A 24,393-nucleotide genomic window follows, 5' to 3' on the forward strand; every position below is an offset into this window, starting at 1 on the left:
CTCTCCCTGCTGTCGCATCTATCGTTTTCGTCCATTCTTCAAACTAAACATCATTTTCTGGATTTATTGCTACTGGATTACCCCGCCGCCTGTTTTTTTTATTATTCAGCACTCCGGCCCCGCCTGCCCGGAGCGCTGTCCACGATACCGTTCGATCCATCGCGACGCCCGAAAATCACCTCTGATTTACCTTTCGCGTATACAAGTCCCCGGTCAAATCCAAGGCAGGGAGCCAGAACAACAAAATGGTACTACACCAAGAAACAACCTGTTTTCGTAATTGCACTTTTCAAATATTACAAATTCAGCAAACTCCGACCTCAAATTAGGTTTCGGCAAAGCGGCCAATTTCTCGATTTTTTAATTTTCCAGCCAAAGAAATACTTCAATAATCAATACAAACTACTTATAATCAGTATAATATATATTTTGGAATGTATACGTTCAGATATAATTCTACAACTCAAAGGAGTATTTCATAGGCAGCGAGATGTAGTTTTACATCATACTCAGCTACGTCCAATTTTAGAAAAACTATTTCAGATTCGCAAAAAATATTTAACTATTTAAAGATTCAGGATGTATATTAATGTATAACAAATACCTACTAAACGTCCTGTATTATGAAAACACTTCAAGCATTAGGATTGATTTTGATGGTAAGTTTACCGGCCTCCGTTGCGTTGGCCGACCCGTGCCTGCTGAGTGATGATCTGATTGAACTAAACAGTGTTTCGGCTTCCGGTGGAAATTGCATCGTTAATATCAAATACTCTTTTACACTCACTAAAAACAATGGTAACAAATTCGCTTACATCCATTTCTGGCTGGCAACCAACTACTCCGCACCTGATTACAAGAAGGGACCTACCAAAGATGAACTCGGAAATGTGCTCGCGACGGTTGCTCTCAGCACTGATTCTCCCGTGGCCTTATTACCCGATTATGCTCCCGACAACACGGTCACTCCTATGTTTGCCGGACTCACCGTGAGCGAAACCGATCTGGGAGGGGGTTCTTTCAGGATCACCGTGGATAATATCCAGCTGATCGTACCGGGCGCATGCTCCGAATTGCCGGATATTCAGGCAGATGCATGGGCAACGGAGTCCAACGACAAGGAGACGCCTCCGCTGCAATGCCTTCTCAAAGGGGGTAACGTGGTACTGCCTGTTAAGCTGGCGCACTTCAACGCGACGTTGCTCGACAATGCGATCGGCCTTTCATGGACTACTACGGAACAAATGGGTAGCCACTACTTTGATGTCGAAAGAAGCGGTGATGCCCGGGAATTTGCGCAGGTAGGCCGGGTGAATGTGCTCGGCAACTCAACGGCTACCCGCCAATATCAGTTTTTGGACACCAAACCGCTGTCGGGGATGAATTATTACCGCCTGCGGATCGTCGATTTTGACGGAAGTTTCGAAATCTCACGCCTCATTGCCGTTGACAACGGCGCAAATAGCGTTGCATTCGAACTGCTGGGGAATCCGGCATCGGGAACGGAGATCCGATTCCTGCTGAAAAATGAAGATGCATCCGCGATCCGCCTCTATGATTTAGCGGGAAGGGCGCAGCGGTTCTCGCTGGCCAGGACAGGGAATGAATTCGTTTTAAAACCCCAAAACAACCTGTCGGCAGGCTTGTATTTCCTCTTGCTTCAAGGCGCCCACAACGGCCGTTCGACCAAAAAGGTACTCGTTCCATAGCGAAACGCCCGGCATCCCCTGAAATCAATAGAGGATTGCGACTAAAGGGGGATTTTTAGCAGTAGCAGACGAAAGACTGCTACTGCTTTTTTTCTTAGTTTCCAGGCCGCATCAAAATCTGCGAATTTGCCCGCTACCGAAAGGTATATCCGGGCACCGCAACGCTTAGTAAATCGAATCAATTATTACAAGTCATGGCTAACAGACGCGAATTTTTAAAAACTACCGCAGCAGGCTCGCTGGGAATCGCCATCGGCGGTACGGCCATGGGTTTCAGTGCGAAGAGCTACAACCGCATTATCGGCGCCAACGACCTCATACGTGTGGCGACGATCGGGGTTAACAGCCGGGGTAAAAGCATGAGCGGCACCTTTGCCGGCCAGAAAAATACGGAAGTAGGCACGGTTTGCGACGTGGACGAGCGGGCCGTCCCAAAGGCCATCGAAGCTGTGATGGAAGCCAAACAAACCGCTAAACCCAAATCCGAAAAAGACTGCCGTAAAGTACTCGAAGACAAATCGATCGACGCCATATATATCGCCACACCGGACCACTGGCATGCGCCGCTGACGATCATGGGTTGCCAGGCGGGGAAGCACGTATATGTGGAGAAACCTTTGAGCCACAACCCCCGCGAGGGCGAGCTCGCGATCGAGGCTGCGCGCAAGTACAAGCGCGTGGTGCAAATGGGCGCGCAGCGCAGGTCCGCGCCTGTGCTCACGGAAGGTATCAAACAGTTGCACCAGGGCATTATCGGGCGCGTTTATCTGGCCAAAACATGGTATACCAATAAAAGAAAGGCCACTTACCTGAAACCGGGTACCGTCCCCTCGTGGCTCGACTACGAACTATGGCAGGGCCCGGCCCCGCGCATGCCTTACAAGGAAGGCCTGATCCATTACGACTGGCACTGGTTCTGGCACTGGGGTACCGGCGAAGCGCTCAACAACGGCACGCACGAGGTGGACGTGGCGCGCTGGGGCCTGGGCGTCGACTTTCCGACGCGCGTCAGCTCCGTCGGCGGGCGGTATGAATTCAAGGACGACTGGGAAACGCCCGACACGCAGGTCATCGCCATGGACTATCCGGGCCGCATTTCGCTGATATGGGAATCGAGGAGCTCCAATGGTCGCAAAATCGAAGGCCAGGACCGTGGGATCATATTTTACGGCGAAAACGGCAGCCTCGACACCGGTGGCGATTCCTACAAGGTGTACGATCTCGACGGCAAGCTCATCAAAGAAGTGAACTCCCCTACCGAGGAAGCCGGTATGCAAGGCCGGAACCTCGCCAGTCCCAGCCTCGGCATGGACAACCTTCACGTCGCCGATTTCCTTGACGCGGTCCGCAACAACCGCAAGCCGAATTGCGACGTGGAGCTGGGCTACAAGAGCGTCGTAGCCATGCAGCTCGGCAATATCGCCTGGCGCGTAGGCCGCGACCTGAAAATCGACCCGAAAAACGGGCATATTATCGGAGACAAAGAAGCTGAAAAACTCTGGTCACGCGAGTATGCGAAGGGCTGGGACCCGGTCGTGTAAATATAATCGCCCCTGCAAATGCCCGTTTTGCAGGGGCTTATTCGTCCCCCGGTACCTCCGGAATTAAGCTGCGGCCAGTAGCTTCCTGTCGATCGAAAAGCGCCCGCTCCCCTGGACGACAACCGCCAGCGCCAGCCCGATCACGAGCAAATGGTATTCATAACCTTCGCCCTGCTGGTTGCCGAACCAGTTCATAAAGAAACCGTTCTGCGCATGCTGCCCCACGAAAATAATCCCGGTAAACAGCCCGATGATCGCTACCGACCAGAGCCTTGAAGCGAACCCGGCAATCAAGGCGATTGCACCGGCAAACTCGATGAGGATAACCAGGAACGCGATCAGCCAGGGCATATGAAGGGTTTCTGTAAAAAACTGCATTTCCCCATCGAAGCCGGGGCCGCCAAACCAGCCCAGCACTTTTTGCGCGCCATGCGGGAAGAGGATCAAACCTATGGTGAGCCGGAGAATTAGGCCGGTCCAATCGTCGTTCGTTCTAAAAATGATTGCTTTCATTACTTTGAGAATTGTTGTTTGAGGCAACAAAGGACCGGAAAGCGGCGGTCGAAAAAATTAAAGTAGTTGAAGAAATCAGCCCGCCATCGATTTTTTACGGAGCATACTGAGGAATACGGGCGTCATGCCAAGATAAGCTGCGATCTGCTTTTGCGGAATGCGCTGCCCGAATGCCGGGTACTTGCGGATAAATTGCGCATACCGACCCGCAGCGTCGAGCGAGAGCGACTGATCGATCCGCTCCATATGGGCAATGAATGCATTTTGAAGGAGTATCCTGAAAAAGCGCTCCATTTTGGGCACCCGCTCGTACAGCTCGTCAAGATCCGGCTTTGTAATTTGCAGCAGCTCGGTATCCTCCAATGCTTCGATGTGATAGCGGCTTTCCCGGCCCGTCAGAAAGCTGAGCAGATCGCCTACCCACCAGCCTTCGATCCCGAACATCAGGATATGCTCAAACCCGTTTTCATCCAGCGAATACACCTTGACACACCCTTTCACAATGAAATTCTCTGACCGGCACACCTCGCCCTGCCGCAACAGAAATGCTTTTCGCTTCAACACTTTCGGCTGGAACAGGGAAAGCAATAAATCCGCCTCCGCCGGTTCAAGCCGAACATGGTTTCCGATATTTTGAAGTAACAGGGCGGTATTCATTCCAGGGCATTGGTTTACCGCTTAAAACTAGCGCATTTACAGCAGCTCTTCAAATGCTTTACTCCTGCAACAGGGTCGATCGGCAGGCCCGGAAAAGTATACTTCTGACATTCAATACTTTTGTCGGATAATTCATCAACTCCCGATTCCATGAAACAGCTCATCTCCATTGTAGCGCTCGTCATGCTGACCTTCGCACCGCTGTTTGCGCAAACTTCCGACAATGCGGAAATCCAGCGGATGTACGATGAAGACCAATCTGCCCGGAAGGTTGCCAATATCGACTGGACCATCCTGAACAAGGCCGATTCGCTGAGACGCCGAAGAGTGGACGAGCTACTGGATTCCAACAAGGTCCTCACCGGGCAAGATTTTTACAGAAGCGCCATGATCTTTCAGCACGGCACAGACACCCTTGCTTCCGCCAAGGCCGTTGCATTGATGCGGCATGCCCTCGACCTGGACAGCACTGTGAAAAAATGGCTGCTGGCAGCGGCCATCGACAGGCACCTTATGCGGAAAGGCTTGCCGCAGATTTATGGTACGCAATATGTCATGATGGGCCAGAATGGGAAGTGGCAGCGTTATCAGATCGACAGCACAAAGGTTACTGACCAGGAACGCCGGGCTTACCATGTGGAGACTCTGGCGGAGCAGCTCGTCAAGGAACGCCGGATGAACCTGCGGCCGATTTCCCAATACCACGATATCCATCAATCTACCGACGAAACCGCGGCTTTTATACGGGCGGAGGCCCAAAAAGGCGCAGCGTCATTGTACGATGTAAGTGAGACAGCTATCAATTCGTTCGGGTATAAATTGATGGCTAACCCTTCGGAAGCCGTCAAAATATTCAAGCTGAATACAGAACTTTACCCCAATGGCTTCAACACTTTCGACAGCTATGGCGAATGCCTTATGAAATTGGACCGAAAAAAAGAGGCGATCGCAGCCTATCAGAAATCACTTGCCCTCAATCCTCAGAATACCAACGCCAGGACCGTCCTCACAACACTTCAGGCAAGGTAACAAACACCCTTCGGGCCCACGCCCTGCTACCCAGCATGTTGGCTTCCCGGCAATCTTTCCGGGGTGCATTTTAATCTTAATTTAAGGCCATTTTAACGGCGTTTAAATCTGCACAGGCCTTTTTTGGACTATATTTTTTAAAAATATTAATATCTCCCTCCCCCCTGACATCCAACCGAATTACGCCCGCTGAGCGGCACAAAGGCGTTGGCATTGCCATGTTCGGAAATCACTAAAACCTGGAATTATTACTAAACCTATTTGAAATCATGACAAATATCCGCTCCCCCGTCGTGCCCGCACGGATGCCCTCCCACGTACTTTTTTACACAAAACGCTTGATAAACACTAACTAATTTCTACATGAAAAGTTATGTACAACCGCCCGTCCTGCGGTCGGGATGGATTATGAAAATAGTCCTGCTAAACCTATTGCTCCTGATTTCGCTGTGCTCGCACGCCCGCACGGCCACCGACAAGAAAATCACCGGTAAAGTCCTTGACTCCAAAGACGCCTCCCCGCTTCCCGGTGTAAACGTGCTGATCAAAGGAACCGGCATCGGTACTTCGACGGACGCTTCCGGAAATTACGAAATCAATGTCCCTAATGAATCCAGCGTACTGGTATTCAGCTTTGTGGGGTTTTCCAGCCAGGAAATCACGGTAGGTAACCAGTCCGTGATCGACGTAAACCTAGTCACCGATGCCAGGGCTTTAACAGAAGTGGTCGTGATCGGGTACGGTACCGTTCGCAAATCGGACCTTACCGGCGCTGTGGCTACCATCAAGGGCGAACAGCTCGTCGACAAACCTGTACCCAACGTTTCCCAGGCATTGCAAGGTAAAATTGCGGGCGTCGAGGTGAGCGTTAACAGCAATGCGCCCGGTGCCGCAGCCAAAGTGCGCGTGCGGGGTATCGGCTCCATCAACTCCAATATCGACCCGCTCTACGTGGTGGACGGCGTGATCGGTGTCGATGGTAACTCGATCAACCCAAACGACATTGCCTCCCTCGAAGTACTCAAGGACGCGTCCTCCACCGCGATTTACGGTGCAAGGGGGGCGAACGGCGTGATCATGATCACAACCAAACGCGGCCGCGCCGGTGCGATGAAAGTTTCCTATGACGGGAATGTGAATGTGAGCGAGCTGTACCGCCATGTCAAAACCCTGAATTCCGACGAATTTGTAAAGGTTTACAATGAGGCCTACGCTAATGGCACGAAATTCGACCCGGCAGGCGGCACCTGGGCACCTCCCGCGGCCCTCAACCATGCGAACTTCCCCCTCCTGTTCGATGCCAACGACAAGCCATTGTACAATACCAACTGGGAGAAAGAGGTCTACAAGCCAGCCGTTTCGACCAACCATCAGCTCAATTTTCAGGGAGGAAACGACAAGACGCTTTTCAGCCTCTCGCTCGGCTATCTGAACCAGAATGGCCTCATGGCAACCTCCGCATTCAAACGGTACAACCTCCGGTTCACCATCGATACGGATATCAACAAATGGCTGAAAGTGGGTGGAAGCCTGTCGCTGATCAACAGCCGCCAGCGCATGGTATCCGACGGTAATGGCGGGTTGAACGTGCCACGGATGGTGTCCGAAGAAGTGCCGATCCTGCCCGTGAAATATCCGGATGGTACCTGGGCCGGCAACAACGACATTGCAGGGCTGGAAGGCGGGCCGAACCCCGTGAATATCGCCCACAACCGGTACACGATCAACAACACGCTCCAGTCCCTGGGCAATACCTATTTGCTTTTCCACATTGCCAAGGACCTGGATTTCAAAACCGATCTCGGATTTAACCTGCAATCACAGAAAAACAACTTCTTCTCCTCCCAGAACCTGGCACATATGTCGGCCGACCAGGGCGGCGTGGCCAACATCCGGGGATACCTCAACACCTACTGGCAGTCGGAAAACTACCTGACCTGGAACAAGACGATCAACCAGCGCCACCGCTTTACCGCATTGCTCGGGGCATCGTGGCAGCAGTACAACCAGGAAACCGATTTCGTTGAAACCCAAAATTTTATCGACGACATTTTCCAATGGCATACGCTCGGCTCCGGATCCGTGAGAAGCTCCTCTACCTCATCGGATTATAAGTGGGCTATGAATTCGTATTTCGCCCGCGCCACCTATAACCTCGACGAGAAATACCTCTTCACAGCAACAGGCCGTTATGATGGTTCGTCGAAATTCGGTGCCAACAACAAGTATGCATTCTTCCCGTCAGTAGGCGCTGCGTGGCGTGTTTCGGAAGAGGGCTTCCTGAAAGGCAACAAAACGATCACCAATTTGAAAGTACGTGCGAGCTACGGGCTTTCGGGTAACCAGGAAATCGGCCAGTACCAGTCCATTGCGCAAATCCAGCCCGGTACCACCAATGCTACCAGCACGGTACTGAACGGTGCATTGCAATCGACTTTGCTGCCGAGCTACCTGGGTAACCCCAACCTGAAATGGGAGAAATCGTTGCAGTTCGATGCGGGCGTCGAGCTGGGAATCCGGGAGAATATCGACCTGACGGTAGATTATTATAACCGTGTAACCAAAGACCTGCTGCTTCAAGCGCCTATTCCATGGTCGGCCGGTGAAGTGAATGCGAATGTGTACCAAAACGTAGGTTCGGTTCGGAACTCGGGTTTTGAAGTGAGTTTGAATACGACGAACATCGAAACGAAGAACTTCTCGTGGACTACCAACTTCATATTTGCGAGCAATGCGAACAAGATCCTGAAACTGAACCGCGGTAATGCCGATATTTTCCCCGGCCCGAATTTCCTCGGCCAGACCAACATCCTTCGCGTAGGTGAGCCGATCGGATCCTTGTACGGCATGACCCGGATCGGAACGTACAGCACCGACGAGGCAGCCCTCGCTGCCGAGCATAACCTGAAACCCGGCGACAGAAAGTACATCTACAATGCCGACGGAAGCAACTATTACAGCATTATCGGCCGCACAACGCCGAAATGGACGGGCAGCTTCAACAGTACCATGAAGTACAAAGGCTGGGATTTCTCATTCAATATCCGCTTCGTGGAAGGCCTGAATACCGCGGCGACTTTTAAACACTCGGTAGAGGACAGACAGACCATCGCGAACAGCCTCGCTACCGTGCTGGACGCCTGGACGCCTACCAACCAGAACACGATGATCTCGCAGGTGCGTAATTACAAATTTGCACAGGATTCGCATTTCGATACCTGGTGGGTAGAAAACGGCTCGTTCATCCGCGGACAGAACTTCATGCTCGGCTACTCGTTCAACGACCCTGTACTTGAAAAGCTGAGAATCGACCGCCTGCGCCTGTACGCAAGTGTTCAAAACCTGTTTGTGATCACGAAATACAGCGGCTACGACCCCGAGGTGGATACATTCAATTCCGGCTATGGGGCCAACACCGCCTTCTCGCAAAACCTGGACTTCTTCGCCAATCCCCGTCCACGGGTTTGGAACCTGGGCTTGACACTTACTTTTTAAACCGCAACTACAAAAGATATGAAAGTGCTGAAAAATATATTGATGGCGGCTTCACTGCTGACCCTGGGCTCCTGTTCGGACTTCCTCGAAGAAACCCCGACAGGCTTCCTGACGCCGGAATCCGAGGCATCCAGCAGCAAAGTAGCCCGGGCATATGCCAACTCCGCTTACGTCAACTTGCAGGGGCTGCTGGCCGGCCAGCCGGCTTCCTATGGTGGTAACACCTATAACCTGCTCGAATTCATGACCGGTAAGGCGAATAGTGACCTCGGCCAGACCGGATTTGTGAATTACCAGAACCTGGGCTATACCAATACCTCGTTCTATTTCGATACCTGGTGGCAACAAATGTACCTTGGCGTGGGGGCCTGTAACCTCGCGCTCCAAAGCATTCCGGGTATCAATGCGGCCGGGCTTACCGACGAGCAGAAAAACAATATGCTGGCGGAGGTTCACACACTGAGAGCGCTGTACTACTTTTATCTCGTGCGGATGTACGGGGCGGTTCCTGCGGTAACGGCTACGCCCACAAACCTGGATCTGAATGTCGCAAGAACGCCTGCGAAGGATATTTACGACAAGATCATTATCCCCGATCTGCTTGCCGCCGAAGCGTCTACGCTTCCATGGTCGAATACGACGGGCAATGTATCGATGTCGGCGGTAGAATCGATCCTCGCGGATGTGTACCTCACCTACGCGGGTGCGGCGATCAACGGCGGGCAGCAATACTATGCCGAATCGGCGAAACGCTCGCTGAACGTGATCCAGAAAGGCGGCTACTCGCTTTTCAAGAATTACACGGATATGATCAACCCGGCGAACAAAAACCTGGGCGAATTCATTTTCCAGGTTCAGTATGCCGCCAGCGTGCCGCTGACCAACCCGCTCACACCGCTGACGATCCCCAACTATTCGGGCATTTCGAAATATGCGGATGAATACGGATCGGTATATCCGACGCCGGAATTTATCAAGTCGTTCCCGGCGGGCGACAAGCGCGTAGAAGAGAAGCAATTCTTTTACACCACCGCGCCGAGCATCAAAACCGGCCAGCCGGTGAAGTTCAAGAACACGTACATCTACAAATGGTTCGATGCGAATGCCGTCACGAATACGATCAAATCCGATTTGAACTACACCCTCTACCGTCTCGCGGACGTGTACCTGATGTACGCGGAGGCGTCCAACCGCGCGGAAGGCGCGCCTAACGCAAAAGCGGTCGAATATGTAAACGCGATCCGTACGCGCGCCAACCTGGCACCCGTGTCGGGTTTGAGCCAGGCGGCATTCGAACAGGAAGTGTGGTCACAACGCTATTTTGAGCTTTGCTTCGAGAATAAAATGTGGTTTGACATGATCCGGACCCGGAAAGTGCGCAATGACGTGACCGGCAAATGGGACGATTTCGTAGGCCATAAAACCGTTTTCGGCGCCACTTTCAGCGAAAAGCAGTTGCTGTTCCCGGTACCGAGACAAGAATCGGACGTGAACCCGAATTTGCTGCCTAATAACCCTGGCTTTTAATCGGAAATAACCATCGTATGGGCCGCATTACCCGGCCTAATGGAAGGTAAAACAAAAAACAGCCGGCTCAGCGAGTCGGCTGTTTTTATTGGGCGCAGCGCAATGCGGAGCCAGGGTGTCCGAATTATTGGAAACCGCTTTACGATGAATAATTATATTCTATTTTAATATAGTTATATTTAATATACAATTTATTTCTGAGTGAACCCTAGCATCCATGACCATGAAAAAAATGACTACTCTCGCTCGCGACCTGCTTCGCTACACCTTTTCAGCGCTGTTGCTCCTCATGCAGGCCCTTGTTTTAAATGCCCAGCAACCCGCCGGCCCAACCTGTTCCGCCACATCTCAAAATCACAAGCTGCTCCTTTCAAAATCACAGCGACAGATTTTTGACCGTGCGCAAAAAATGCTGGATACCCGCATCGCTTCTGCCAGATCGCACCGTACCAGTGCTTCCGATCCGGTTTATACCATTCCTGTTGTCGTGCATATTATCGAATCCTACGGGTACCCGTTGCTCACCGATGACCAGGTCCACGAGGGGATCGCCGAACTGAACAAGGCATTCAGGAACCAGCTTCCGGAGTCTGACGGCGTGGATACTCAAATACAGTTCAAATTGGCGGTGAGATCGCCGCAATGCACGCCCAGCACGGGAATCAACCGGATTTATCCTAACAATCCGGCATACACCTCTTATGGGGTAACAAGCCCCGGCGGCCCCGGACTACCCTACGACCAGGTATATCCGATGAGCTATTGGAATAATCTCGATTACTACAACATTTGGGTCGTCAACTACATGGACCAGGGAGCCGCGTTTGCCAGCTTTCCCACAGGGGCCTATTCCCCCTACGATGGTATGATGATCACCGCTTCCTATTTCACTACCAAAATCCTCGCGCACGAAGCCGGGCATGGCTTGTTCCTCGGGCACACGTTCGCGAGAGGGATCGGCGAGGGTGATCTGGATAATATTGAATGTCCTCCGAACGACAATTGCAGTAGCCAGGGCGACAATATCTGCGACACCGAACCGGTTAACCAAAGCTCGAATTACCTGTGCTACGGAGCATCCAACCCACCCAATTCCTGCAATGGCAACGCCCCTTATGGTAATGTCCTTAAAAACTACATGGGTTATAATAATTTCAGTTGCCAGACCCAGTTTACCAACGATCAGCGTACCCGCATGCGTAGTGCGCTGGAAACGCTCCGCTCCGGGTTGATCAACAGCAAAGGGCTGGATCCCGATGTGATCGCCCAGTCGATTCCGAAAGGAACCGCCACCACGCTGAATGCAACGGGTTGCAACGGATTGATTCAATGGTACGACGCCCCGGCAAATGGCAACCAACTCGGATCAGGCAGCAGCTATACCACGCCTGTCCTGGAAGAGTCCAGAACCTTTTACGCTTCGTGCCTCCGCGCCGACTGCCCCAGCGATGTACGGGTGCCGGCCGTTGTGAACGTCGGCCCGGGATTACCGGTCACGCTCGTGAGGTTCGAGGCAGAATTGCTGGAACAAAGCCAGGTGATGTTACACTGGGCCACCTCATTCGAATCGGGGCATGACCATTTTGATGTGGAATCGGCCCCTGACGCCCAAACATTCCGGACAGTGGGACAGGTATGGGAACCTTTCCGGATCGCCTCGGGACTTTCCGAGTATCAGTTTGCGAATGTGCCGGAACTACCTTCGAACCTCGTCTACTACCGCCTGAAACAGGTCGATACGGATGCCAGTTACACCTATTCCAGAATGGTGTCGGTCAGGATGCCCGAAATACAAAAGGTGATCATCAGCCCAAACCCGGCCGAAAACAGCATTACCATCGGCGGTGTATCCGAAAGCTGGGAAGTGGAGATGCTCAATGCAGCGGGAACGGTGGTACAGCGGGCCAGGAACCAGCATTATATCGATCCCAAACGCCTCCCTGCCGGGCTTTACGTTGTGAGGGTGACCACGAAAAGCGGGTATACCATTTCCAAAAAGATCATAAAAAAATAAGCCAAATGCCGGCGAAGAGAAACTTTCCGCCGGCATTACCCAACCTGGCGCCGGATGAACCGGCCCCGGCTAATGGATGCTGTAAAAGAAGCTCCGCAGTTCCGTCGCGAAGCTATCCGGCACTTCCAACGCGGCGAAATGCCCTCCTTCGCTCATTTTGCGGAAGCTGACGACGTTCACAAAGCGCTCCGCCCATTCTTTCGGGAATTGCGCTTCCCGCGGGTACACGGCCACGCCGGCTGGTACTTTCGATTTTTGCAAAGGTTGGGCCCCGCTCCATTGGGCAATGGCATCGGCTTTGTACATCCTCATCGAAGTACCGATGGTTTGCGTCGTCCAATAGATCATTATATTGGTCAGCAATGCATCCCGGCCGCCAAATGCCTCTTCGAGGATTTCTGGCGATGCTCCGGCATTGCCGAAACTTAATATCCACGCGGCCAGCCCGGCAGGTGAATCGTTTAGTCCGTAGGCGAGCGATTGCGGTTTGGTCGCATGCACCATGGCGTAAGCGCCCTCGCTGTACCACCATTGCTGCACAAACTGTGCAAACTGCTTTTCGGCTTCACTCATGGTAGCCGGGTCTTCCTGGCCCATCGGGTAGCCCACGTCGGTAAAATGCACTCCGGACACCACATCAGGATATTTCGAGGCCAATGCCTTGGTAACGCTCATCCCCACGTCGCCGCCGGCGGCATAGAACTTATCATAGCCCAGATTTCCCGTCATCAGTTCTTTCCAAAGATCCGCGACGGCCTCGCTCGTCATAGCTACCTTACCCGAGAACCCGAAACCCGGAATGGAGGGGATCACGAGGTCAAAGCCCTGCTCGCCCTCGGTCAGTAGCGGAATGATCTTGTGAAAACGGTAATAGCTATCCGGCCAGCCGTGCGTCAGGATAAGCGGCCTGGCATTTTTGCCTTTTCCCTTAATATATTGAAAATGGACCTTCACTCCGTTCACATCGGCGATATACTGCGGGTACTTATTGAGTTCGGCCTCCTGCTTCCGCCAGTCGTAGCTGGTGAGCCAGTATTGTACCAATTCTTTCAAATAGGCTTCGCTGGTACCGAAATGCCAGCCTGAGCCTTCCGCTTCTCCCGGCCAGCGGGTGTTTTGCAAACGGCTTTTCAAATCATCCAGTACTTGCTGCGAAACCGATACTTTAAATACCTCCATGTTTTTCATAGTTGCGTTTTTTTGAGTTTGTGAAAAAGTGATCATCGGGCTCAGGATGAGCGATGTGAGCAAAAGAAAGTGAAGTTTTTTCATGGCCGTCCTGTTGTTTTTGTGTGAAACAAAGGTACCGCCATGAAGCCGTGCGCCGTTAGGAAGGATTTCGGGAAAAATAGTAAAAAACTCCGCCGGACAAGTCAGCTCTTCCGGTATTCGGTCGGCGTCATGCTCGTCAGTTTTTTGAAAGACTTGTTGAAATGCGAAGCATCCTCAAAGCCCAGCCAGTAGCAGATTTCCTGGATAGACAGGGCTGTCTGTTTCAGCAGACTTTTGGCCTCCATCACCACATATTCGTCGATGAACGCCTTGGCCGGCTTGCCCAATTCCGCCTGCAATACTTCGCTCAGGTATTTCGGGGTGATGTGCAGCGCCGTCGCATAAAAGGCAACTTCCTTATGCTCCGGAAAATGCTCCGCGACCAGCTTTCTGAACGCCTGCGCTATTTTCTCTCTGTTGGAAATACCATTCGAAATGCCGCTTTGGCTGCTTCCGCGCAGGGCCCGGCTTTCCGGATCGGCATGAAACGACTCCGCGAGCATCAGCAATGAATGGACCATCCCGGGAACGGCGCTTTTATCGTCCTTCAACTCTTTCAGCAAACTGAACAGGGAAGCCATTTTCCTGGTCTGATCGTCCGACAGCCGGATCACATGCCTGCCGCCATGGAAGAAAAACGGAAGCGAATGCAGAAAAGCATTGTTTTTCATACCCTCAAACAATTCTTCGGTAAAATAAACCGTATCGTGCTCGGCGGTATAGTTTCCGGTCCATTGGCAGACCATCCCGGGGCCGACGGTCGTAAGGCAACCGGCCGTCACCAGGTAATCGGTGCTGCCGATCTTGAAAACGTCGCCTTCGCCCGTGTAGGTAATGCCCAGCCCGAAAGTGAATGTCCTGAACGGGAAGTTCACATGGGCGCTTTGATAGGTATGCCTGTCGGCCAGAAAGAAGGGGACATTGAAACTGTGGGCATTCTGATGTTTAAGAAACTCGTAGAGATTAAAAGACGTCAAGTTGAATTTTTTCTGCATAACGCGCCGGTGTTGATGTGCCTGTTCGCGACGTGCGAACGAATATTCTTTCCAGCATCCAAAATAGTGAAAACAATTTTTTTCAAAGCAACTCTGTAAAACTCAGCATGAAATACCTCTGATGAATGTGGCAAGCGGGCACACCTGGGATAACCCGACGTGCCCGCCCGGATCATCATTTTTTAATCACCTTGTAGTGCCGCACCGCGCCCTTGTGCTGGCTTGAAAGGATAAAAATACCTGCCGGAAGGCCCGAGAGATCCAGTTCCTTCAAAGCACCAGGCGCCGACAGGTAGCGCCGTATCACTCCTTTCGAATCGGTGACGCGCAAAGTTTCATATTCAAGCGGCTTGTCGAACACAATCCTGTCCTGGTCAACTGGATTGGGATAAATCACCCATTCCGGCTCCTGGTCGCGCAATTCGGCCATGGGTGCTACGCGTGTCGGCACGGTCAATATGTCGGGGCTCAATGTAATATCCATATCAAAATGCAGGTCCGAGCTCGTCGCGCTGGTCTGATGCAGCTCCACCGCGATGGTATTTTGCCCCGGTCTGAAAAAACTTCCGTCGTTTGGCACCACGATCGTCTGCCAGGCGTACTCCGGAGTGGCATTCGTCGCAAATGTCGAGTAAGTGACCGCAGTCGGGTTAATATTCGGATCCCCCGGGGTCAGCGCTTTGCCATTGATATAAATAACCACCCCGTCATCCCTCTTATAGTTGATGATGACCGATTTATGGTAGGTCATATTCTGCGAACTTATGCGAACGGAATTCCGGAAATAGGTAGTCGTCCAACGGGTTGCGCACGGGGCCGCAAGGCAGCCTTCGCGCAGGTAAGAGTCGCGTCCCCGGTACTCGTAGCAGTCCAGTTCAGCCTGGCAAGCCGGGATGAGCGTTTTTTCTCCGTCTTCCCGGTTGGGCGAATAACCAAACGGCGCCGGGCCGGTCGGCCAGTTTGCTGCGTCATCGTAGTTAGGCGGATCTTCCACATTGAGCTCATCGGGGTCCTGTCCGCCTTTCCAGTTGAATATGCCATTATCGGGAGGCACCATTCCTCTGGCAAAAAAGCGCCAGGTACTGCCCGCATTCAGGATTACCACGGTACCGCGGGGATTCTGGTTGTATACCTGCCCCCCTATCCCGCCACCGCCATTCAGCCGCCCCACCACAAACTCGCCCGAATAGAAGGGATAAGATTTCGTCGGGTAGAAGAATACTTCCGGCTGGTTGAAACCATACCGCCACTTGTATTCAAGCGGCGTGGGTTGCTGGTCGGTAATATTGCTCTGTTTTACATCATACAGCCAGATGCCGTCCTTGTTGAAATCAGCGGCCGCTTTGATGGTGTTATGCACGCCGGTGACAGGATCCAGCGCATAGGCATTGGTCAAACTGTTGATCTTAAAAAATCGCAGGCTGAAATGCCCTATTTGCTCATAGGCGCCGTCGTTGTAACGGAGCGATATCAGGTCGGAATCCTTGTAATAGTGCCGTACCGTCACCTGCTGTTTGGCGGTGAGCTCGGGATTGGGCTTCATAGACCAGTACCGGTTCATGACCCGCCAGTTGGAACTGAACGACCGCGGTCTGTCCGACCTTACGTAGTTGGTACCCGGGCCCAGCGCCCCTACTTCCGTCCGTCCCGGCTTGCCCCCCAGTTTTACTTCAAAAGGCGCCACCCCGGCTTTCCCGATGCTGAGGTCGTGCTTGTTGATCGACAAGAGCAGATTACCATTATTATCCACGTAATGCGTGAAGTTATCGGCTCCCGGCTGCGCGTCCGTGCATTCGCATATGGCCGTGCGGGTGACGTCGTCAGTTTCCGGAACCGTAAAGCTATCCAGGTCTTTGAAGATCGTAAACTGGTCGAACACCTGCTTTTTGGCTGAAATATATTTGACAGTCAGCCGCTTGTTCTCTACCTCAATGTACATCGAGCCGCCCCCGAAAAGGTTCGAGGAGGTCATAAGCCTGCCTACAAGACCAGGATTCCGGTAATTATTGCTCAACACCTCCTCGGGGCCCCGCCCGCCGGCGCCGTTCACTACATATACGATCCCCTCGTTTTTCGCGGCAGCGCTGTTTTTATAATAAAAGCAGGAGTTAGGGGTACCATCGTACCGGGCATTGTCCTGGGCATTGCTGGTTAGCACCGGATTGTGGATAGCCTTTACGAAATCGGTGGATATCGTGGAATGGCCGCGCATGAGGCGCGAACGCTCGTAGCCATGGCTATGCCCGGCCAATAAAAGGTCCACTTTGTAGTCATCCAGAATGGGCACGAGGTTGTTCCGGATCTGCATCAGCTCAGCCTCCGCATCCGAGTTATGCGAACCACCTGTGAACGGTGGCATATGGGTAAATACGATCACCCAGTTGATGTTCGGGTTGGCATTCGCTTTGGCAAGGTCCCTTCTCAGCCACTGCGCCTGAACGCTGGTAGGAATCAGGATCTTCGTGTAGTCGTCGCCTGGCTTTTCATATCCGTACGTGTCGAGGCTGATGAAGTGGATATTGTCATAATCAAATGAGTAATAAGCCTCTGTCATCGAGGGCTCTCCGCCCCCCTCCCCATTGGTAAAATTCTCGACGACGCTATAATAGTGAATATTCTTGTCTGCCCTCTTCTGATTAAGCGTCGCCACGTCCACGGTCCCGTCGTAATAGTCATGGTTGCCCGGCGTCGCGTAGAACGGCGTTTGCCGGAACATGAAATCGTACCGCGCTTTGGTTTTATTGAAAATGCGCTCCTGGTATTGCTGCTCGTTTCCCTGCTCGTAGGCATTATCGCCCAGCCAGAGCCAAAGGTCCATCGGGCCTGTTTTGGTGACTGTCATAAAATCCCTCCAGGAGTCGATCACGCTATCCTGGCGGTTGGCGGTCGCAGGGAACGGATCGGTGTAACCAAAATCACCGAGGACCCACAGTTTCGTTTTCTTCCTGGTACCCGGAAGCGGCGGCGTCCTGAAAAAGTGCTCGGGCGATTTTTCCAGGACAACCGGGAATGACGGAGGTTGGGTTACCACCGTCGCCCCGATGTAATAGCGGTATTGCTGGTCGGCTTTCAGGCCTGTGAGTGTGATCTTATGCTCGGTAACAGGCGCGGCTTCCTCCACCATGGGAGACCCTTGCCCAAGCAATTCATACTCCGGTTCGGAAGAGTAAACCACGCGACCAACGGTAGCGACGTTTGTCCGCCAGCGGATCGTCACAGAAGCATTCGTAGCAAACTCATTTACCTTTTGTGAATACGCCATTTGCAGATACGGGCCGCGTGTTATCACGGGTGCCTGGGCGGAACACGCCGAAAATAACAGGAGGCAAAATGAGAGCACTGATAGAATCGGTCTCATAAGCATCAGAATTTAAGATGGAAGAAGAGGGACCTTGACGCACGAATAAGCGTATAGAAAAATTGCTATTTATTCTTTATATATCCAAATTAAATTCAATATATTTACCCTTATTAAACCCTAATTATCAGACAGTTACAACTATCTGAAGCATAGCCTCTATCTGTACTCTCTTCCCGATTGGAGCGGGAAAGTGAGGTGGTAAATCTTGGTGTTTACCGATGCGTTTTTGAAACGTTTGCCCGTCCCCTTCTCACCTCGAAATCATGATGAAAACGATACCGTTCTCCGGCAGAACCTGCCTTTGGATACTCTTGCTAATCACATCAATAATCGCCTGTAAAGGCCCGGATGGCGACGTCGGTCCGGCTGGCGCACAGGGCCCGCAGGGAGTACCCGGCCCAAATGGCGCACAGGGCCCGGCCGGACCTGCCGGAGCGGCAAATGTCATCGTATCTCCCTGGGTCAAAGTGTCCCATACAGCCTGGCAGCGTGAGGATTCCACGTATTTCATGGTCACGCATCCGGACACCCGCATTACCCAGGCAATCCTCGACAGCGCGCTCGTGATGGCCTATTACCGCAACGACGGCCGGCCGAATGTGGTATTTTCCTTACCATCTGCCAACGAAGAACTGACGCTCGGCTTTTTCATGCAGGTCCAAAACCAGACCGGGACAATCAACTTCGATGTCACCTACTACAAGCCCAGGCTTACCCCCATCGATTTCGACCTCGAATTCCGCTGGATCATTATACCGTCCGACAAAAAAGGGCGTATCGCTATTGCCGACCTTAAAAACTATGCATTCGTCAAACAGCAACTGGGCCTGACTGACTAGCCAGGCCCGGTTACGTGCGGATATCCTTATACGTACTCGAAAGTATTACGCCCCTTCTCCCGGCAGCGGCCCTGCCGGACGGTAGGTATTGATCATCATGCCCGTCGACGTGACCTTGGAATCGACCAGTGAAAGAGCGCCCGCGGGCACGCCGTTTTCGAACAATCGCTTTCCGCCGCCCAACACAACCGGGGCGATCCAGAGCCGATGCTCGTCGATGAGCCCTGCCGAAATCAGCGTTTGCAGGAGATTGCTGCTGCCCCAAACATGAATGTCCGGGCCTTCCGTTGCCCGCAACCGGCCCACTTCCGCTACGACATCCCGCAAGATCTGCGCGTTGTTCCAGTCGAGATGGTCATGGGTGGTTGTCGCAACGTATTTCTTGGCTTTGTTAAATGCTTTGCCGATCGGGTCGTCATCGTGGAGGGGCCAGTAGGAAGCAAAAATATCATAGGTACGGCGACCTAACAGCATTTCGAACTCACCCGAAATGATTTCAGTAATGGTTTTGTGCAGCAGATCGTCTCCGTAATGCATGAACCATCCTCCGTGCGTGAACCCGCTGGTCGGATCTTCATCCGGTCCGCCGGGCGCCTGCATGACGCCGTCAATTGAAAGTTGGGTAATAGCGATGATCTTTCCCATGTCCTTTTTCTTTTTGTGTTTTCAGTTAAATTGTGACACAACAAAAGTACACGGTCATTCACTGCCAATGCGGGTGCGAACCTGCCAAAAGAAGGGGTCGATCGCGCACAAGTACTCGTCATGCGCGCCCACGGCCTACACCACCCACTCGGTAGGTGCCTTTCCGAACTTCTTCTTGAATGAATGGGAGAAATGCGAAAGGCTTTCAAATCCCAGGTCGAGGTAGATCGCCGACGGCTTTTTATGCTTCGATTCGATGAGGTGCCGCGCTTCTGCGAGCCTTCTTTCTTGCAGCCAATGTCGCGGCGCCATGCCGAATATCCTTTGAAAATCCCGCTTAAAACCCGCCAGGCTTCTCCCTGTGAGCCTCGCAAACTTTTCGACGGAGACATTGTAGTGAAAATTGCTGAGCATGAACTTTTCCAGGTCCATTTTATAAGGTTCCGAAAAATCGAACAGCATTTCTTCCAGCTCCGGCATGGCGTGCAGCAGCAAATGCACCGCTTCCTTTACTTTGAGCGTACCAAGCCGCTCGGTTAGCGTCGCATCCGGATCGCGCACGTACGGGATCACCGACTGGAAGAACGCCCGCAAAAAATCGTTGACAGGCACAAGGACGTTCGGCGGCCCGGTATATTTATACCCTGTCTCGACCTGCTCTTCCAGCGCTATGGTCCTCAGCATGTCTTCGTGCAGGCATATCACTACGGTTTGATAGTCCTCGCCTTCGAGGGGTGTCTTGGTGATTTCCCCCAGCTGGTTCTTTTGGATCAGCAGCATTTCGCCGGCACCCATTGCGATCTTCTGCGTGGCGGTTTCCAATGAAAACCGCCCGGAGACCTGCAATACCAGCGTATTGTGCTCCATAAAAGCTATTTTGTCCTTCCTCTGTTTCGAGTGATAGGAGTAAAAAATAACGCCAGGCAGTATTTCAGTTGGATTGGTCACGTTGTAAAGATATTAAAAAAGCGGGGTTCAAAGTCCCCTGCTAGCGTTGAAGATACGTACCGCCCACGATTGCCCCGGGCGCAAAATGCGTGTTGAGCAGGTCCATTTCCGCGGCGGTGAACCGGATTTGCATCGCATCCATGTTTTCCGGAAGTCGTGCACGACGGCTCATGCTTACCAGCGGCATAATGTGGTCGCCCTGCGCATTCACCCAGGCGATCGCCAACTGCGTAGGCGTGTACCCCTTCTCCACTGCCATTTGCTTCAACAGCTCGGCAGTAGCAAGATTTTTGATCAGGTTCTCTCCCTGAAAACGCGGGAAATGGTGCTGGTAGCTACCCTCCGGAAGCGGGGCTTTCATGTCGCCGGTAAGCAATCCCTCGGCGGTATTGGCAAATGCCACCACGCCGACCCCCAGCTCCCTGGCTGTGGGCAGCAAATCCTGCTCAATTTGTCGGTCGGCGAGCGAATAGCCTATTTCCAATGCGGTTACCGGATGTACACTGTGGGCTTTACGCAGCTGCTCTGCGGTGATTTCGGATACGCCCAGGTACCGCACTTTCCCTTCGGTGATCAGGTCGGCAACGGTGCCGATCACCTCCTCCACCGGAACGCTGCCATCGAGCCTGCATGGCTGGTAGAGGTCGATGGTATCGATGCCCAGGCGCACCAACGAATAATTGATGAAGTTTTTAATCGCGGCCGGACGCAGGTCTAGTCCCAGCCATTGGTTATTGTAAAAAATAGCGCCAAACTTGACGCTGATAAATGCATCGTCACGACGGCCTTTGATGGCCTTCCCTACCAGCAATTCGTTATGCCCGGCGCCGTAAAAATCGCCGGTATTCAAAAAGTTAATGCCATTATCCAGCGCTGCGTGAATGGTAGCGATACTTTCAGATTCGCCCTGACCTTTGCTGCCCCATACAGGCGACATGCGCATACAGCCTAATCCGAGTTTGGAAACGAGCGGCCCGTTCAGGCCGAGATTCATTTTGGTTATAGTCGTCATCTTTTTATGTTGAATTTTAACAACACAAAGATGACGACTGCACGCCCGCGGCAGATTTCCTCCACGGCTCAAATTACTTGCTTGTATGGCTCAACGAAACCCATCGGCCCTACCCCGGGAACATCTTGCCGATCATCCGGCCAATCGCCACAAAATCGTCGTGGTTGCTCACTGACCGCTTTTCGGTTTCGTCCGCATTTTGTTGTGAGAATGGATAGATCAGCAAAAAGTTATTTTCCAGCGCATACTGATTCAGAAAATCAGGCATCTGGCCCATTCGCGGGAAAAACGAGGCCATTCCGCGTTTGGCCATGAACAAGATAAGCCCCTCATCGGCCGCGATCGAGGTGGCGGCCTGTTCGGCCTCTCCCCAGTAATCGATCGTATGAAGTGATAATTCGATAGCGGACTTGCCTGCTACCCTTTCGATAATGCCGATAATCGGAGCGCTGGCATAAAAAGCCATTTCCGAACCCGACGACTTCCCGATGTTCCATACCCGCAGCAGCGCATGAAAAAAGCCCGGCTCCTTGTCCGCTTTGGGCGGGATCAGGACAATGTACTTTTTAATGGTAGAAATCGGCTGGGCCGCGTGGTAGATCAACGTATTCACATTTTCATTTTGCAAATAACCGTTCGTAAGGTTGTAAACGAACGATGGCCTCAGGCCTTTCCCTGGCTGCAAAGCGATGATCAGGTCCGTTATTTTTTGCTCTTTGATCACATTGCTGATGCCGGTAGGTACATCGCTATCGTAGCGGGTAAGCGGCTGGACCTGCACGTCGGCCGCCGCAGCCAGCGTTACGGCCGTGTGGAGTGTCTTTTCGGCATTTCTGACGGACGACTCGTTTTTCTCGTCGTTGATCACATTCAATGCAAAGAGCCGGTTTTTGTTATGTCCGGCTTTAATAAGCAAACCAAGGTTCACCGACTTCTCTACCGCATCTTCATAATTGACGGCGATCAGGATGTTTTCAGCTTCCGGACTCGTACCCGACGCCGTAGCCTCGTTATCGGCCTCCGCGATCCTGGCAGCGCTCGACATGGATACGAACGACGAAATGGTACAGGAAATCAGTATCAGCAGGATACTGCCGTTGAGTACGTGTTCGCTCAGCAAACGCACCGGTTCGCCACTCTCGGTCTCCGATAGAATGATGTTATAACCGACCATAACAGCCGCCAGTGTCGCCGCCGCCGAAGCCGAACTCAGTCCGAAAATGATCATCCCTTCATCCTTCGTCAGCCTGAACGTCTTTTGCGTAAATACGGCCGCCAGGTACTTCCCGCCGATGGAGGCTACCAGCATCACTGCGGCAACACCCAGGGTTTCCAGGCTTTTGAAAAACACCGTAAAATCGATGAGCATGCCCACGCTGATCAGGAAGAATGGAATGAAAATGGCATTACCTACAAATTCTACGCGGTTCATGAGCGCAGAGGTATGGGGGATAAGCCGGTTGAGCGCAAGACCTGCAAAAAAAGCGCCGATAATCGCCTCGATACCTGCCAACTCCGCCAGCACGGCCGCAAGGTAAATCATCACCAGCACAAATATGTATTGGGATATTTTGTCATCGACCTTCTTGAAAAACCATCTTCCGATGATGGGAAACACGAACAATACCGTGAGGCTGAATGCCGCCACTGAAAGTCCCAGCCGGAGCCAGAATGCACTATTTACCTCTCCCTGGGTCATCCCGACCACCACGGCCAGTACCAGCAGTGAAAGTACGTCGGTCAGCATCGTTCCGCCGACCGTGATATTCACGGAAAGGTTTTTGGCCACGCCCATCTTGCTCACGAGCGGGTAGGCAATGAGTGTATGCGAAGAAAAAAGGCTGGCAAACAGCACCGAGGTAAGCATCGAGAAATGCAGCACATAATAACCTCCTATCAATCCCAATATAAAGGGTACGGCAAATGTAAACACGGTGAATGTGATGCTCTTACCCATATTTTTCTTGAAATCGCCCATATCGATTTCAAGCCCGGCCAGGAACATAATGTACAGCAGGCCTGTCGTGCCCGTTACCACCACGCTGCTGTCGCGGGACAGAAGGTTAAGGCCGTTGGGTCCCACCACGGCACCTGCAATGAGCAGGCCGAGCAAATGCGGGACTTTGATCTTGTTGAGCAGCAACGGAGCGCTCAGTATGATAATCAGTTCGAGCAGGAACTTCAATACCGGGTCTTCGATCGGTAAACTGCCGATGTGGATGTTGAGCAGCGTCATCATCTAGCGGTTGGTTAGGCGGTTTAGCTCAATGGAAAATTTCGCAGTGCACGACTTGTCGATGGCCGTCGTCTGCGTGCCCTTGATCAGGTTCTTGTTGTCGCGGGTTAGCTCCACGTTCAGTTCCAGCTTCTTCGTAGCCGACGTATCACTGGTGTATTGCAGCTGAATGCTGGTGCTGTCGTACCTCGCGGAAAATACCCGCACAACCTTGTTGTTGTTGATTACGCGCGTGTAAAGACCGGTGGAGTCGCTTACAAACTCCCAGGTGTTGGAACGCAGGTCGCCTATTACATACTCGCTGCAATTCGACTCCCGGCAAACCGACTTACCTGCCCAAAGTCCGGCAATATCATCGGGCCAGCGCTGGATCACGACGGCCGTATCCTTCCGCGTAAGCAGGCTGTCGCGCATGCGCAAAAGCGACTGGTAGTCAGCCTCCTTAATGGCAAACTCTTTCTCCCGCGCAAGTATGCTCTGCTCGCGCACGTCGAGCTCATGTGCTCTTTCCTTATCCTGGCAGCCCCCTAACAGGGTCAGGGCAGTAAGCGTAGTAAGAAGGTATCTGTAAAATGCCATAACTCGTGGTTCAGGTGGGAA

Annotated in this window: 17 protein-coding genes; 7 read left to right on the top strand and 10 right to left on the bottom strand. The window is 52.5% G+C overall.

Annotated elements, in window-relative coordinates; genetic code table 11:
* Positions 1–623: 623 nt before the first annotated feature.
* Positions 624–1,709: a T9SS type A sorting domain-containing protein gene (locus J7619_RS00185; RefSeq protein WP_291192685.1), complete on the top strand. Its 1,086-nt coding sequence runs from the start codon at positions 624–626 to the stop codon at positions 1,707–1,709.
* Between the two features lie 194 nt (positions 1,710–1,903).
* On the top strand, positions 1,904–3,250 hold the full coding sequence (locus J7619_RS00190; protein WP_291192687.1) for a Gfo/Idh/MocA family oxidoreductase: 1,347 nt from the start codon (positions 1,904–1,906) through the stop codon (positions 3,248–3,250).
* 63 nt (positions 3,251–3,313) lie between these two features.
* Here J7619_RS00190 and J7619_RS00195 read toward each other — a convergent pair whose 3' ends face one another.
* Together J7619_RS00195 and J7619_RS00200 are read right to left on the bottom strand one after the other, a co-directional pair.
* A complete protein-coding gene (locus tag J7619_RS00195; RefSeq protein ID WP_291192689.1) occupies positions 3,314–3,763 on the bottom strand; it encodes a DoxX family protein in 450 nt (149 codons plus the stop codon).
* Positions 3,764–3,838: 75 nt separating this feature from the next.
* Positions 3,839–4,420 carry a Crp/Fnr family transcriptional regulator gene (locus tag J7619_RS00200; RefSeq protein WP_291192691.1) on the bottom strand — a complete coding sequence of 194 codons (582 nt, stop codon included), beginning with the start codon at positions 4,418–4,420 and terminating at the stop codon, positions 3,839–3,841.
* Positions 4,421–4,570: 150 nt separating this feature from the next.
* Here J7619_RS00200 and J7619_RS00205 point away from each other — a divergent pair, with 150 nt between their 5' ends.
* The 4 genes from J7619_RS00205 (at position 4,571) to J7619_RS00220 (ending at position 12,485) form a co-directional block, all read left to right on the top strand.
* Positions 4,571–5,449 carry a tetratricopeptide repeat protein gene (locus J7619_RS00205; RefSeq protein ID WP_291192693.1) on the top strand — a complete coding sequence of 293 codons (879 nt, stop codon included), beginning with the start codon at positions 4,571–4,573 and terminating at the stop codon, positions 5,447–5,449.
* Between the two features lie 363 nt (positions 5,450–5,812).
* The gene (locus tag J7619_RS00210) at positions 5,813–8,944 is read left to right on the top strand and encodes a TonB-dependent receptor (protein ID WP_291192695.1); all 3,132 of its coding nucleotides are present in this window, start codon (positions 5,813–5,815) and stop codon (positions 8,942–8,944) included.
* 18 nt (positions 8,945–8,962) lie between these two features.
* Positions 8,963–10,471, top strand: coding sequence for a RagB/SusD family nutrient uptake outer membrane protein (locus J7619_RS00215; protein WP_291192697.1), 1,509 nt, complete (start codon positions 8,963–8,965; stop codon positions 10,469–10,471).
* A 232-nt stretch (positions 10,472–10,703) separates the two neighbouring features.
* The gene (locus tag J7619_RS00220) at positions 10,704–12,485 is read left to right on the top strand and encodes a T9SS type A sorting domain-containing protein (protein WP_291192699.1); all 1,782 of its coding nucleotides are present in this window, start codon (positions 10,704–10,706) and stop codon (positions 12,483–12,485) included.
* A gap of 69 nt (positions 12,486–12,554) precedes the next feature.
* Here the strand turns inward: J7619_RS00220 and J7619_RS00225 are convergent, their stop codons facing one another.
* The 3 genes from J7619_RS00225 to J7619_RS00235 all read right to left on the bottom strand — a co-directional run bounded on the left by J7619_RS00225 (position 12,555) and on the right by J7619_RS00235 (position 18,110).
* Positions 12,555–13,757 carry an epoxide hydrolase family protein gene (locus J7619_RS00225; RefSeq protein ID WP_291192701.1) on the bottom strand — a complete coding sequence of 401 codons (1,203 nt, stop codon included), beginning with the start codon at positions 13,755–13,757 and terminating at the stop codon, positions 12,555–12,557.
* Positions 13,758–13,858: 101 nt separating this feature from the next.
* Positions 13,859–14,752 (bottom strand): AraC family transcriptional regulator, encoded by an 894-nt coding sequence (locus J7619_RS00230; protein ID WP_291192703.1) that lies wholly within the window; start codon positions 14,750–14,752, stop codon positions 13,859–13,861.
* Positions 14,753–14,927: 175 nt separating this feature from the next.
* Positions 14,928–18,110: a metallophosphoesterase gene (locus J7619_RS00235; protein ID WP_291192705.1), complete on the bottom strand. Its 3,183-nt coding sequence runs from the start codon at positions 18,108–18,110 to the stop codon at positions 14,928–14,930.
* 266 nt (positions 18,111–18,376) lie between these two features.
* Here J7619_RS00235 and J7619_RS00240 point away from each other — a divergent pair, with 266 nt between their 5' ends.
* Complete coding sequence (locus J7619_RS00240; RefSeq protein ID WP_291192707.1) at positions 18,377–18,952, top strand: collagen-like protein; 576 nt, start codon at positions 18,377–18,379, stop codon at positions 18,950–18,952.
* Between the two features lie 45 nt (positions 18,953–18,997).
* Here the strand turns inward: J7619_RS00240 and J7619_RS00245 are convergent, their stop codons facing one another.
* The 5 genes from J7619_RS00245 to J7619_RS00265 all read right to left on the bottom strand — a co-directional run bounded on the left by J7619_RS00245 (position 18,998) and on the right by J7619_RS00265 (position 24,372).
* Positions 18,998–19,597: a dihydrofolate reductase family protein gene (locus tag J7619_RS00245; RefSeq protein WP_291192709.1), complete on the bottom strand. Its 600-nt coding sequence runs from the start codon at positions 19,595–19,597 to the stop codon at positions 18,998–19,000.
* Between the two features lie 135 nt (positions 19,598–19,732).
* Positions 19,733–20,464, bottom strand: a complete 732-nt coding sequence (locus tag J7619_RS00250; RefSeq protein WP_291192710.1) for an AraC family transcriptional regulator — start codon at positions 20,462–20,464, stop codon at positions 19,733–19,735.
* 121 nt (positions 20,465–20,585) lie between these two features.
* A complete protein-coding gene (locus J7619_RS00255; protein WP_291192712.1) occupies positions 20,586–21,557 on the bottom strand; it encodes an aldo/keto reductase in 972 nt (323 codons plus the stop codon).
* Positions 21,558–21,666: 109 nt separating this feature from the next.
* Entirely contained in the window at positions 21,667–23,796 is a 2,130-nt protein-coding gene (locus tag J7619_RS00260) for a cation:proton antiporter (protein WP_291192714.1), read from the bottom strand.
* Complete coding sequence (locus J7619_RS00265; protein ID WP_291192717.1) at positions 23,797–24,372, bottom strand: hypothetical protein; 576 nt, start codon at positions 24,370–24,372, stop codon at positions 23,797–23,799.
* Positions 24,373–24,393: the final 21 nt, after the last annotated feature.

This window comes from Dyadobacter sp. (assembly GCF_017744695.1).
Classification (GTDB): Bacteria; Bacteroidota; Bacteroidia; order Cytophagales; family Spirosomataceae; genus Dyadobacter.